Source organism: Microbacterium sp. CCH5-D1 (assembly GCF_001557335.1).
Lineage (GTDB): Bacteria > Actinomycetota > Actinomycetes > Actinomycetales > Microbacteriaceae > Microbacterium > Microbacterium oxydans.
In genome coordinates this window covers 1-11,178 of sequence record NZ_LSJW01000269.1, presented here as the reverse complement: position 1 = coordinate 11,178, position 11,178 = coordinate 1, and the positions used below count along the sequence as shown (strand labels likewise).

Sequence of the window (11,178 nt, the reverse complement as noted above, 5' to 3'; positions counted from 1 at the left end):
CTGCCGACGATTCTCCGGGATCCGCTGGAGGATGGCCTTGAGCTCGTCGTCGTCCGCCACACCGGCGGCCCATTCGGCGTAGAGGGCGCTGCGTCCGGGCGCCTCGTCGCGGGCGAATCGTGCGTAGCGGTCCTGCACGGCATCGGTCATCGTCCCATTCTGACGCTGAGCACCCGAGACCTCGTCTCCCGGGAGAGAATGGAAGCGACTCAGGAGGACACATGTCGTACAGCGTGGACAAGACCGAAGACGAATGGCGCGAGGAGCTCGGTGAGGAGCAGTACGCGGTGCTGCGTCAGGCCGCGACCGAACGGGCCTGGACGGGCGAGCTGCTCGACGAGGAACGCGCCGGCCTCTACACCTGTGGTGCCTGCAACGCCGAGCTCTTCAAGAGCGGAACGAAGTTCGACTCCGGGTGCGGTTGGCCGAGCTTCTACGAGTCGATCCGTCCTGACGCGGTCGAGCTCATCGAGGACGACAGCCTCGGGATGGTGCGCACGGAGGTGCGCTGCGCCCACTGCGGGTCGCACCTCGGTCACGTCTTCCCCGACGGATTCGGGACGCCGACCGGCGACCGCTACTGCATGAACTCCATCGCGCTGAACTTCACGCCCGACGCGTCGTGAGCGCTCTCGACGCCGTCCGCGCGCGGCAGTCCTGGTCGAAGGTCGAAGACACCGCGCCCACCCGCGACGAGGTGCTCACGCTGGTCGCGGCCGCGGGTCGCGTGGCCGATCACTCGTCGCTGCGCCCTTGGCGGTTGATCGAGCTGCGAGGCGCGGATCGGGAGGTGCTCGGCGCGGCGATCGCGAAGGCACAGGGCGACTCCTCTCCCTCGTCGAAGCCGCTGCGCGCCCCGCTGCTCATCGCCGTCGTCGCGAGCTACCAGAAGAGCGAGAAGGTACCCCGGTGGGAGCAGGAGGCCGTCGCCTCCGGGGTCGCCCACACGTTGAGCCTTCTCCTCGACGAGGCAGGGTGGGGCGTCATCTGGCGCACGGGCCACTACACGCGAGCCAAGGCCGTCGCCAAGGCCCACGGGCTCGGGAAGAACGAGGAGCTCCTGGGTTGGCTCTACGTCGGCGGCAAGCCCGAACACAAGAAACCGGGACGACGCAAGACCGTCGACGCCCGCAAGCTCGTCACGCGCATGCCGAAGCCGTCACCCAAGAAGGCGAAGAAGAAGTAGTTCAGCGGCGGCGAGGCCACGGCACCGCGACCACGACAGACGCGACGGCGACCACGACCATCGCGAGCACCTGCCAGAGCGCCGGCCCTGCTGCGGGCGGCCACACCAGGTCGATCACCACCGACGTGGTCAGCTGGCCGAGCACCGATCCCAGGCCCATCAGCAGCACCCCCGTCTGCGCCACGATGAACGTGCCGAGGAGGATGTAGGCGGCGCCGAGGAAGCCTCCGAGGTACAGCCACGGCTCGGTGGGGAGGGCGGCGGGTGCCCCACGGAACGCGATGCTCACGCCGGACGCCAGCGCGAGGACCACGGTTCCGGCGACGAAGCTCATCAGGGTCGCGGCCAGAGGTGAGCGCGCGCGCTGGGCCAGACGCCCGTTGGTCGCTGCCTGCCACGCGATGCCGACCCCGGCCGCGAACGGCAGGAGCAGCATCCACAGTGGCGCTGACGCCAGCACGTCCCCGGACAGCGAGATGCCGACCGCGGCGAGCGCGAGCGCACCTCCCAGGACACGTCCCGGCGTGACCGCGACGACGCCGGCCGGTCCGAATCCGATGCGATCGAGCACCAGACCGTGCACGGTCTGTCCCGCCACCACGCCGACCGTGAACAGCGAGACGCCGAGGACTCCGGCCGTGAGCCCCTGGGTGGAGACGGTGAGTGCACCGCAGGCGCCTCCGAGGAGCATCCAGAAGGGGATCGTGCGCTGTCGGACGCCGCTCCAGAGACGCGCCACTCCCCGTCGAGCCGAGGGGAGGCAGGCGATCACGATCGCGAGTGCCAGCAGGCCGACGGAGAAGGAGAGGAAGCCGGCGACGATGCCGTCGTCCACGCGCACCCCGAGCACGCCGTTGATCCGCGCCTGGATCGCCGTCATGACCCCGATCGCGACCGCCCCTCCGAGTGCCACCGGGGCGGGGATTCGACGAGGCTCTGGCACCCGTCGACCCTACCCGAGATGCTGCCCGCTCCCTCCCACCCGGATGTCGGCGCCCCGCGCTACGCTGACGGCATGTGCGCGAGCTACGGTCTCGATCCCCGATTCACCGATGCAGAGCTCCTCGCCGCGGCAGACGACGCGGTGCTCGAGGGCCTGCGCGTCTGGGCGCAGGAGAACGCGGGTGAGACCGTCCGTCCTACCGGCAAGAACCTGCGCAACCTCAATCCGCTGATCGTGCAGCCCGACACAGCGCCGACGCTGGAACCCGCATGGTGGGGTTTCCTCGTGAACGGCGAGCCGGCGAAGTTCCCGTCGATCAACACCCGCTCCGAGCGCCTGCAGGAGCGCCCGGGCGGCGCGAAGTCGCGAGGGATCGTCCCGGCAACGAGCTGGTACGAGATGCAGAAGCCGTCCCGGCAGTGGAACGAGTTCATCGTCGACGACGGCACCCTGTTCGGCATGGCCGCCGTGACGCAACGCGGCCGCACCGCAGACGACCAGTGGTACACGTGCTACTCGATCGTCATGCGCCCCGCGCCTGCGCACCTCGTCGATCTCCACGATCGGATGCCGCTGCTCATCCCGGCGTCGCTGAGCCACGACTGGCTGACGGCTCCGGTTTCGCGGGAGATCATCGACGAGGCGATCATCGCGTCCGACGAGATGGCCGCGCGGGTTCAGGCTCGTCCGCGCCGCTGACACACCGATACATCCGCCGTCGGTCGGACGCCTCGGCACCAGATGTGTACCTGAGGGGGACGCGCACTCCCGACCTCGCTCCGTAACGTTGTCCTCATGATCACAGCAGAAGGCCTCACCAAGAGGTTCGGAGACAAGACCGCCGTCGACGACGTGTCGTTCACCGTCCAGCCGGGCAGCGTCACCGGCTTCCTGGGCCCGAACGGTGCGGGGAAGTCGACCACCATGCGGATGATCGTCGGCCTCGACCGTCCCACGTCGGGGCGCGCCGCCGTCGCAGGCCGCGAGTACCGCAAGCTCCGCGCCCCGCTGACGGAGGTGGGAGTGCTTCTGGACGCCAAGGCGGTGCACACCGGCCGCACGGCCCGCAACCACCTCCGCGCGATGGCAGCGACCCACGGCATCCCCTCCTCGCGCGTCGACGAGGTCATCGACCTCGCCGGCATCGGGTCCGTGGCCCGCAAACGTGCGGGAGGGTTCTCGCTCGGCATGGGCCAGCGGCTGGGCATCGCCTCGGCGCTGCTCGGCGATCCGCACACGCTGATCCTCGACGAGCCGGTCAACGGCCTCGACCCCGAAGGTGTTCGCTGGGTGCGTCAGTTCGTCCGTCATGCCGCAGGGGAAGGGCGCACCGTGCTCCTCTCGAGCCACCTGATGAGCGAGATGGCACAGACCGCGGATCACGTCATCGTGATGGGACGTGGGCGCGTGCTCGCCGATGCACCGCTCGCAGATCTCGTCCGGTCATGGACGAGGAACACGGTGCGGGTGCGCACCCCGCGACCGGCCGACCTGGCTGCGGCCGTCGGCGGACCCGACGTGGAGATCGCGAGCTCCGCTCCCGACCTCCTCGACATCGTGGGCCTGCCCGCTGCGCGGATCGGCGACCTCGCCGCCGACCGCGGTATTCCGCTGCACGAGCTCACCCCGACCACCGGTTCGCTGGAAGACGCCTACCTCGCTCTCACCGGCGACTCCGTCGAGTACCGCACCAAGGAGATCTCATGACCACGACACAAGCCCCCGCACCCACGCGGCCGCGCGTCGACACCGGTCGGAAGCTGACGTTCGGGCGTGCACTGCGCGGCGAGTGGATCAAGCTCGCCACACTGCGCTCGACCTGGTGGTCCATCGGGATCGCTGCAGCCCTGACGGTCGCGATCGCCGTGCTCATCGCCCAAGCCCTCGACATGCCGGACTTCGAACCGATCCAGGCCGTCATCATGCCGATCCAGTTCACCATGCTGCTCGCCGGCATCATCGGTGCGATCTCCGTGACCGGTGAGTACTCGACGGGCATGATCCGCTCGACGCTCACGGCGAACCCGGTCCGCGGCTCGGTGCTGGCGGCGAAGTCGACGGTACTGGCCGCATTCATGTTCATCTCGTCGCTGGTGATCTTCGCCGTCGCGGCGCTCGCGGTCACGCTCATCGTCGCGCCGCGCGATCAGGGCATCGAGTGGTCGGACCCGTCCGCATCGCTGCTGCCGATCGTCGTCGCCTCGCTCGCGATGGCCGTCTTCGCGCTGATCGGGGTCTCGTTCGGCTTCATCCTGCGCTCGGGCGCCGGAGCGATCGCAGCGACTGTCGGTGTGCTGTTCGTCCTGCCGATCGTCGCGAGCTTCTTCTCCTTCGCCGGCGACGCCTGGGCATGGGTCACCGAAGCGTCGGCGTACCTCCCGGTGGCAGCCGCACAGTCCGCGATCATGCCCGGTGAGACGGCTGCTCTCGACGCCCCCGTCGCGTTCCTGACGCTGGGCTGCTGGGTCGCCGGTGGCGCCCTGGTCGCGTGGGGCGTGCTGCGCACGCGCGACGCGTAAAGTCGGCCTGTGAGCAGAACGCGAAGCCGCAGCGACTCGATCCGCGAGGACGAGGAGCTGCGGCTTCCGCGTGCCCCGGGTCTCTTCCGGCGGTTCTGGGCTCGTCACCCACTCTTCGCCGACATCCTGATCGCGCTGATCTGCCTGTTCCTGACGCTCACTCCGGCCGCGCCCTATCCGCGCAGCACGCTGCCCGAGGCCACGTACGTCACTGTCAACATCGCCACCCTGGTCATGGTCGCGATCGGATGCAGCACCCTGCTCTGGCGCCGTCGAGCGCCGCTGGGTCCCTTCATCGCCGCCGTGATCCTGGGAACCGTCGGGCTCTTCACCGGCATGTCGGGCGGCATCGTGCTCCTGCTCGTGGCCTGCTACGGCATCGCGGTCTACAGCTCGGCCCGCCTGGCGTGGATCTGCTACGGGATCGGCGCTGCCTGGTTCCTCGTGCTCACCACGGTGCTCATGCTGAGCGGGGCCACCGTACTCCAGGTCGGGATCGACACCGCCCTCGGCTACGCGGCGCTCGGCCTCATCGGCACCCTGGTCGGCGTGAACGTGGGTGGCCGCAAACGCTATCTCCTCGCCATCATCGACCGTTCGCGCCAGCTGCTGATCGAGCGCGACCAGCAGGCGCAGCTCGCGGCCGCATCGGAGAGAGCACGCATCGCACGCGAGATGCACGACATCGTCTCCCACTCGCTCACCGTCATCGTCGCGCTGTCCGAGGGAGCGGCGGCCACCCCCGACCGCGAACAGGCTCAGAAGGCCGCGGCGCACGTCGCGGACACCGCCAGAGGCGCACTCACCGAGATGCGCGCGATGCTCGGGGTGCTACGCGACGACGAGTCGCCGCTGCCCTTGGCCCCTATGCAGCCCGTGCCCGCACGAGACACCGTGGAAGCCGCTCAGCGCGCAGGCTACCCGGCGACGCTCACCGTGGTCGGGCAGACGGAGGTCTCCCCCGCTGTCGCGCACGCGATCGGCAGGATCGTCCAGGAGGGCGTGACCAACGCCATGCGTCACGCCCCGACGGCCGAGAGCATCAGTGTGCGCCTGGAGTACACGAGCGACGCCGTGACGATCGAGATCGTGAACGACGGCGTCTCCGGCGCGATCGGGTCGGACGGGTTCGGCATCCGTGGCCTGTCGGAGCGCGCCGCCCACGTGCACGGCACGGTGCAGTCGGCGCCGGCAGGTGGAGGACGATGGGTCCTGCGGGCGGTCCTGCCCGCATCGGGGGGCGCGTCCGTCGCACGGGCGCAGACGAGAGAGGAAGAGGGATGACGCAGAGGATCAGGGTGCTGCTGGTGGATGACCAGCAGCTCATCCGAGTCGGGTTCCGGATGGTCCTCGAATCGGAGGACGACATCGTCGTGGTCGGCGAGGCAGGAGACGGCAGGGCGGCCATCACGCAGAGCGCCGTGCTCGCGCCCGACCTGGTGCTGATGGACATCCGGATGCCGGAGCTCGACGGGATCGCCGCCACGGAGGCGATCATCCGGGACCGTCCGCAGACCAAGGTACTCGTGCTGACGACGTTCGATCTGGACGAGTACGCGTTCGGGGCGATCCGGGCGGGGGCGAGCGGATTCCTGCTGAAGGACGCGCAGCGACACGAGATGATCTCCGCCGTACGCGCCGTGCATCGTGGCGATGCCGCGTTGTCTCCTCGCATCACGAGAACGCTGCTGGAACATGTGACGCCGCAGCTCGGCGCCGCCGCGGCTCCTGCACCCGCCGAGAGCGCCGCTCTCGAGTCGCTCACCGAGCGCGAGCGCGACGTGTTCGTCGCGATGGGCCGCGGCCTCACCAACGCAGAGATCGCTCAGACGCTCTACGTCGGCGAGTCCACGGTGAAGACGCACGTCGGTCGGGTCCTCGCGAAGCTCGGTGCCCGTGACAGGATCCACGCGGTGATCCTGGCGCACCGGCTCGGGCTCGTCGGCGACGAGAGCCCGCCGATCACGCGTTCGTCGGCGTCCACTCCGAGACCCGATTGAGCCGCTGCACCTCTTCGCTCGACAGTTCGAGGCGCGCCCCGGCGAGAAGATCGGGAACCTGCTCCACGCTGCGCGCACTCGCGATCGGGGCGACCACCGTCGGCTGCGCGCGAAGCCAGGCGAGGGAGGTCGCGGCGATGGAGGCATCGTGCGCATCCCCGATCTCCTCGAGGGCGTCGATGATCCGCAGTCCCGCCTCGGTCGCGTACTTCGCCGCTCCCTGCGCGCGCGGCGAATCCTGGCCCACGGTCTCCGTCGACCGGTACTTTCCCGTGAGGAAGCCACTCGCCAAGGAGTAGTAGGGCACGAGTCCGAGTTCGAACTCCTCGGCGACCGGGATGATCGAGTCCTCGACCTCGTTGCGGTGCACGAGGTTGTAATGCGGCTGCACGGCGACGGGGAGCGCCACACCCGTGCGCCGTGCGATCTCGATCCACTCACGGATGCGATCGGCGGAGTAGTTCGACACCGCCACGTGACGCACGAGACCGTCGTCGACGAGCTGTCCGAAGGCTGCGACGGTCTCCTCCAGGGGAACCGACGTGTCATCGAAGTGGGCGTAGTACAGGTCGATCTCATCGACGCCCAGACGCCGCAGCGATGCCTCGGCGGCCCGACGGACGTTCGAGGCGGCCAGACCGCGGAAGTCCGGATGCTGACTCACCTTCGTGGCGACGACCACCCCTGCGGGCTTCCGAGACGCGAGCCACTCGCCGACGATCGTCTCGCTCTCGCCGCCCTCGTTTCCCGGAACCCAGGCGCTGTACGAATCGGCGGTGTCGATGAAGTCGCCGCCGCCGTCCACGAAGGCATCCAGCACGGCGAACGAGGTGTCGCGGTCGGCTGTCCAACCGAACACGTTGCCGCCGAGCGAGAGGGGGAGGACGTCGAGGTCACTTGTTCCGATGCGAGTCATGACGATCACAACAGTCGATCCCATCGCCCGCATTCCCGGATGACGCCGTGTTGCGTCGGGTGCCGGTCACGGCGTCGGCGTCTCGTCGTCACCGTAGTGCTGCGACGGACGGGTGACGAGCAGCGGATCCGGCGCGTGAGCGATGAGAGGATCCTTGCCGGGATAGTCGAAGCGGGTGAGGACAGACCGCATCGCTTCCAGTCGCGCTCGTCTCTTGTCGTCCGACCTGATGACGAGCCACGGAAGTGCCGCGGTGTCGGTCTGGCGGAACATCGCCTCTTCCGCTGCCGTGTAGTCATCCCATCGATCGATGCTCGCGACGTCGGTCGGGCTCAGCTTCCACTGCCTGACAGTGTCTTCAGCCCGCCGGGCGAAGCGTCGACGCTGCTCGTGCTCACTGACCGAGAACCACAGCTTGATGAGCCGTATGCCCGAGCCGACGAGCATGCGCTCGAACTGCGGTGCCGTCTGGAGGAACTCCTCGTACTCGGCAGACGAGCAGTACCCCATGACCCGTTCGACCCCCGCGCGGTTGTACCAGGAACGATCCATCAGGACGATCTCGCCACCCGACGGCAGGTGCGCGACGTAGCGCTGGAAGTACCACTGCGTGCGCTCGATGTCGCTGGGTCTGTCGAGGGCGACCACACGCGCACCGCGAGGATTCAGATGCTCCATGAATCGCTTGATCGCGCCTCCTTTCCCCGCGGCGTCGCGGCCTTCGAAGAGGACGAGCGCACGTTCGGATGAGCGCTTGATGTGCGCCTGCAGTTTCAGGAGCTCGATCTGCAGCAGCCGCTTCTCGCGCTCGTACGCGGCGCGCGCAAGCTTCTCCGTGACATCGTGCCGCCCTTCCGGCGTCGTCGCTTCCGGCATGAGCGCTCCAGGGATCCCGCCTTCAGGAGGCAAGCGCAGGTGGCCGCGGCGGGGAGTCGGCCACCTGCGCCGTCTTCGACCTGGCGCATCCGCAGGACCGCCAGGAAACTCAACAGTCAGTAACATATCACCGTCTAGTGCGATACTCCGGAATGGTCTCGCCTCCGCGTGCCGCTGAGGGCAGAAGCGGGTGGGAGGTGTCGGCGGATAGGGTTTCCCCCATGGGAACGATCCAGTACGGCAACGGCGATGCGATCCACATCGAGGATCGGGCGCTCGCACATCTGAAGGTGGTCATCGCGACGAAACTGCGGCGCAACGAGAGCTTCACCCTGTCGTGGCGTCACCCTGACAGCGACTCCCCCGGGCGCTCGACGATCTGGCTGCACCCGTCGATTCCGCTCCGTTTCACCTTCGACGAACCGGAGGCGCCGCAGTTGAACCCGAAGTGGATTCAGGACCTCATGCAGTCGGCGAGCTCGACAGGCGGGATCAGCCTGATCGAAGAGGTCGTCGAGGCGCCGCCGATCGACGAAGCGAGCTGAACTCGCCCGCGCCGGACACGCAGGGAGACGTCAGTCCGTCTTCCACACGGAGAGCAACTGCCATCCCTCCGGCACCTGACCCTCGAGCGCGGCCATGTCGTCGGCCTCGATCTCGCGAATCCCGTCGCGGCGAAGGAACTTGCCCTCGACAGAGCGCATCGACCCGGCCTTCTCCATCGTCGCCATGGCCGACACCAGGTCCCACCCTTGGGGAGCCTGAGCCGTGAGCTGCGCGCGGACCTCGACGAGGTCTTCGCCCTTGAGGGTCACGCTGTGGGCTTCGACGGGGCGGATCAGTCCTTTGAGCATCAGACCAGCCTAGGACGCCCGCGTTCCGTTCCGGTGCCGGCCGTGCGACCGACGACACCCTCGCGGGAAGCGCTCGGTCCCCGGGCGATCCCTGTCGCACTCCTATGCTCGACCTGTGCGCACCTCCGTTCGGCTCGTCAGCCTCGCCGCAGCCGCGGCCCTGTCCATCACCCTCGCCGCATGCTCGGCTCCGAGCGCGGATCCGACCCCGTCTGCGACAGCCTCGACCACTCCGACCGCTCCCCCGAGCCCGACCCGGTCATCGACGCCGAGCTTCGACGCGGCGGACACGTCGACCTGGCTCATCACCGACCAGGGGATCGGCCGCGCACAGCTCGGTTCGGAGTCGATCGTCGATGCGCTGAGCCCCACGTTCGCCCTGACCGACCCCTGCGAAGACCTGGAGTACTACGAGACGGCGGAGGGCGCACAGGCCAGCTTCGGGATCATCAGTCACCCCGGAGAGAGCGGCGTGAGAGGCATCACCATTCGCGTGCCGGGCGATGTCCCCCTGTCCGGCCCCGTGGCGACCTCACCTCTCACGGAGAGCGGCATCGGCCTGGGATCGACGTTGGACGAGCTCACCACCGCGGAACCGGACGGGGCATTCGACGCGGCGCCGGGGACCTCCGGCTACGTCGTCGGCACGAGTCCTCGGTGGATGGTCTTCGAGGTCTCCGAAGCCGAGCCGTTCGTCCGCGGCATCACCGTCACGGACACGCTTCCCGCAACCGGCTTCTGCAGCTGAACTCCGACCCGGAAGGCGGAGGACACGAGTGACGCGTTCCTAGTCATCTGTCTCGAACGCGAGGGTGTTTCCGTCGGGATCTTCCACCCAAGCGATGCGACCACCGCCGGCACGGGGGCCGATCCCTCGTTCGTCTTGGTCGAAACCGTCGTAGTGGACGAGTTCAGCGCCGGCCGCCGTCAACTCTGTGACGATCGCATCGAGGTCGTCGACGTACCAAGTGGCGACCGTCGAGTGCGTCGACCCCGCCGTCGGGGTCTCGAAGACGTTGAGCATGGTGCCCTGCCCGCACGCGTAGAAACGGGCGCCCCCTTCGATGTCGGCGCTCGGGCCGATGCTTGCGGGGACGAGCCCCAGTATGCCTTCGTAGAAGGCCACGGATCGCTTGATGTCCTTCACGCCGATCGAAGCCCTCACCGGAAAGTCGCCTAGAGTCATGCGCCCATCCTGGTGTCAAGGACGGGCTCGCGTCCACGCCCTGGTCACGATCAGTGCGACGACGAAGGCCCGCATCCCCGGTGTTTCCAAGGGGATGCGGGCCTTCGTGTGCGGAGCCGACTACGGGACTCGAACCCGTAACCCCCGTATTACAAGTACGGTGCGCTACCAATTGCGCCAAGTCGGCGGATGCCATCCATCAGCTTAGCGATGGCATCAACCACACCTCGACCTAGGAGGCAGGCGTGGTGGTCGGAGTCGGCGTGGGGGTCGGCGTCTCGCGAGAGGCGTCGCTGGCCACACTGAGCACGAACTGCGAGAACTCGGCGGGATCGTCGAACGCACCGACGTATGCCTCGCCGTTCGCGACGATCATGGGCGACGCGTTCAGCTTGAGGTCCTTGGAACCGGACAGTGGTCCTTCGAGCGCGCGGGTGGTCGCTTCCTTCGCCCAGCTGACGAAGTCCCCGTCCTCGATGCACGAGCGCACGGCCTTGGTGTTGTCGGTGCCGACGGCGGCTGCGAGGTTGGCGAGATCCTCATCCGACATGCCGTCGCTGCCCACGTCGGGCTGCTTGTCGAGCAGGTCGTGATTGAACGCATAGAACTGTGCAGGCGAGTGGCTGGCCACGCAGGCGGCAGCCGCTGCGGACCGCAGCGAGTACTTCGTGCCGTTCGAGCTCGCGGTGAGCAGAGCG

Annotated in this window: 15 protein-coding genes and 1 tRNA gene; 9 read left to right on the top strand and 7 right to left on the bottom strand. The window is 68.3% G+C overall.

Features of this window, described 5'->3' with window-relative positions:
- Positions 1 to 221: 221 nt before the first annotated feature.
- Positions 222 to 626: a peptide-methionine (R)-S-oxide reductase MsrB gene (gene msrB, locus AX744_RS16260; protein WP_061018037.1), complete on the top strand. Its 405-nt coding sequence runs from the start codon at positions 222 to 224 to the stop codon at positions 624 to 626.
- Entirely contained in the window at positions 623 to 1,186 is a 564-nt protein-coding gene (locus AX744_RS16255) for a nitroreductase family protein (RefSeq protein ID WP_046746542.1), read from the top strand. The genes msrB and AX744_RS16255 overlap by 4 nt, the downstream gene beginning before the upstream one ends.
- 1 nt (position 1,187) lies before the next feature.
- Here the strand turns inward: AX744_RS16255 and AX744_RS16250 are convergent, their stop codons facing one another.
- The gene (locus AX744_RS16250; RefSeq protein ID WP_061018035.1) at positions 1,188 to 2,099 is read right to left on the bottom strand and encodes a DMT family transporter; all 912 of its coding nucleotides are present in this window, start codon (positions 2,097 to 2,099) and stop codon (positions 1,188 to 1,190) included.
- Between the two features lie 48 nt (positions 2,100 to 2,147).
- Here AX744_RS16250 and AX744_RS16245 point away from each other — a divergent pair, with 48 nt between their 5' ends.
- The 5 genes from AX744_RS16245 (at position 2,148) to AX744_RS16225 (ending at position 6,648) form a co-directional block, all read left to right on the top strand.
- Positions 2,148 to 2,828, top strand: a complete 681-nt coding sequence (locus AX744_RS16245) for an SOS response-associated peptidase family protein (RefSeq protein WP_227750912.1) — start codon at positions 2,148 to 2,150, stop codon at positions 2,826 to 2,828.
- 96 nt (positions 2,829 to 2,924) lie between these two features.
- Positions 2,925 to 3,836 (top strand): ABC transporter ATP-binding protein, encoded by a 912-nt coding sequence (locus tag AX744_RS16240; RefSeq protein ID WP_046746540.1) that lies wholly within the window; start codon positions 2,925 to 2,927, stop codon positions 3,834 to 3,836.
- Positions 3,833 to 4,648: a transporter gene (locus AX744_RS16235; RefSeq protein ID WP_046746539.1), complete on the top strand. Its 816-nt coding sequence runs from the start codon at positions 3,833 to 3,835 to the stop codon at positions 4,646 to 4,648. Before AX744_RS16240 ends, AX744_RS16235 begins: the two co-directional genes overlap by 4 nt.
- Positions 4,649 to 4,657: 9 nt before the next feature.
- Entirely contained in the window at positions 4,658 to 5,932 is a 1,275-nt protein-coding gene (locus tag AX744_RS16230) for a sensor histidine kinase (protein WP_061018033.1), read from the top strand.
- A complete protein-coding gene (locus tag AX744_RS16225; protein ID WP_061018031.1) occupies positions 5,929 to 6,648 on the top strand; it encodes a response regulator transcription factor in 720 nt (239 codons plus the stop codon). The genes AX744_RS16230 and AX744_RS16225 overlap by 4 nt, the downstream gene beginning before the upstream one ends.
- On the opposite strand, the gene AX744_RS16220 is transcribed toward AX744_RS16225, so the two are convergent.
- Positions 6,611 to 7,564, bottom strand: a complete 954-nt coding sequence (locus AX744_RS16220; RefSeq protein WP_061018039.1) for an aldo/keto reductase — start codon at positions 7,562 to 7,564, stop codon at positions 6,611 to 6,613. The genes AX744_RS16225 and AX744_RS16220 overlap by 38 nt on opposite strands.
- A gap of 66 nt (positions 7,565 to 7,630) precedes the next feature.
- Complete coding sequence (ppk2, locus tag AX744_RS16215; protein WP_442922837.1) at positions 7,631 to 8,479, bottom strand: polyphosphate kinase 2; 849 nt, start codon at positions 8,477 to 8,479, stop codon at positions 7,631 to 7,633.
- A 182-nt stretch (positions 8,480 to 8,661) separates the two neighbouring features.
- Between ppk2 and AX744_RS16210 the strand changes: the two genes are divergently transcribed.
- Positions 8,662 to 8,985 carry a DUF7882 family protein gene (locus tag AX744_RS16210; protein WP_061018027.1) on the top strand — a complete coding sequence of 108 codons (324 nt, stop codon included), beginning with the start codon at positions 8,662 to 8,664 and terminating at the stop codon, positions 8,983 to 8,985.
- 30 nt (positions 8,986 to 9,015) lie between these two features.
- Here the strand turns inward: AX744_RS16210 and AX744_RS16205 are convergent, their stop codons facing one another.
- Positions 9,016 to 9,294: a hypothetical protein gene (locus AX744_RS16205; RefSeq protein WP_061018024.1), complete on the bottom strand. Its 279-nt coding sequence runs from the start codon at positions 9,292 to 9,294 to the stop codon at positions 9,016 to 9,018.
- A 115-nt stretch (positions 9,295 to 9,409) separates the two neighbouring features.
- On the opposite strand from AX744_RS16205, the gene AX744_RS16200 reads away from it, so the two are divergent.
- Positions 9,410 to 10,042 (top strand): hypothetical protein, encoded by a 633-nt coding sequence (locus tag AX744_RS16200; RefSeq protein WP_061018022.1) that lies wholly within the window; start codon positions 9,410 to 9,412, stop codon positions 10,040 to 10,042.
- Positions 10,043 to 10,081: 39 nt separating this feature from the next.
- Here AX744_RS16200 and AX744_RS16195 read toward each other — a convergent pair whose 3' ends face one another.
- From AX744_RS16195 to AX744_RS16185, 3 genes are all read right to left on the bottom strand, one after another.
- The gene (locus AX744_RS16195; protein WP_058630992.1) at positions 10,082 to 10,480 is read right to left on the bottom strand and encodes a VOC family protein; all 399 of its coding nucleotides are present in this window, start codon (positions 10,478 to 10,480) and stop codon (positions 10,082 to 10,084) included.
- 114 nt (positions 10,481 to 10,594) lie between these two features.
- Positions 10,595 to 10,667: transfer RNA gene (locus AX744_RS16190), tRNA-Thr, on the bottom strand.
- A 45-nt stretch (positions 10,668 to 10,712) separates the two neighbouring features.
- On the bottom strand, positions 10,713 to 11,178 hold a 466-nt coding region (locus tag AX744_RS16185), incomplete at its 5' end, for a thioredoxin domain-containing protein (RefSeq protein ID WP_157543632.1).

Coding starts and splice junctions, on each gene's coding strand:
- AX744_RS16225 (WP_061018031.1), top strand. CDS start 5,929: ATGACGCAGAGGATCAGGGTGCTGCTGGTGGATGACCAGCAGCTCATC.
- AX744_RS16210 (WP_061018027.1), top strand. CDS start 8,662: ATGGGAACGATCCAGTACGGCAACGGCGATGCGATCCACATCGAGGAT.
- AX744_RS16240 (WP_046746540.1), top strand. CDS start 2,925: ATGATCACAGCAGAAGGCCTCACCAAGAGGTTCGGAGACAAGACCGCC.
- AX744_RS16235 (WP_046746539.1), top strand. CDS start 3,833: ATGACCACGACACAAGCCCCCGCACCCACGCGGCCGCGCGTCGACACC.
- AX744_RS16245 (WP_227750912.1), top strand. CDS start 2,148: ATGCTGCCCGCTCCCTCCCACCCGGATGTCGGCGCCCCGCGCTACGCT.
- AX744_RS16195 (WP_058630992.1), bottom strand. CDS start 10,480: ATGACTCTAGGCGACTTTCCGGTGAGGGCTTCGATCGGCGTGAAGGAC.
- msrB (WP_061018037.1), top strand. CDS start 222: ATGTCGTACAGCGTGGACAAGACCGAAGACGAATGGCGCGAGGAGCTC.
- AX744_RS16220 (WP_061018039.1), bottom strand. CDS start 7,564: ATGACTCGCATCGGAACAAGTGACCTCGACGTCCTCCCCCTCTCGCTC.
- AX744_RS16205 (WP_061018024.1), bottom strand. CDS start 9,294: ATGCTCAAAGGACTGATCCGCCCCGTCGAAGCCCACAGCGTGACCCTC.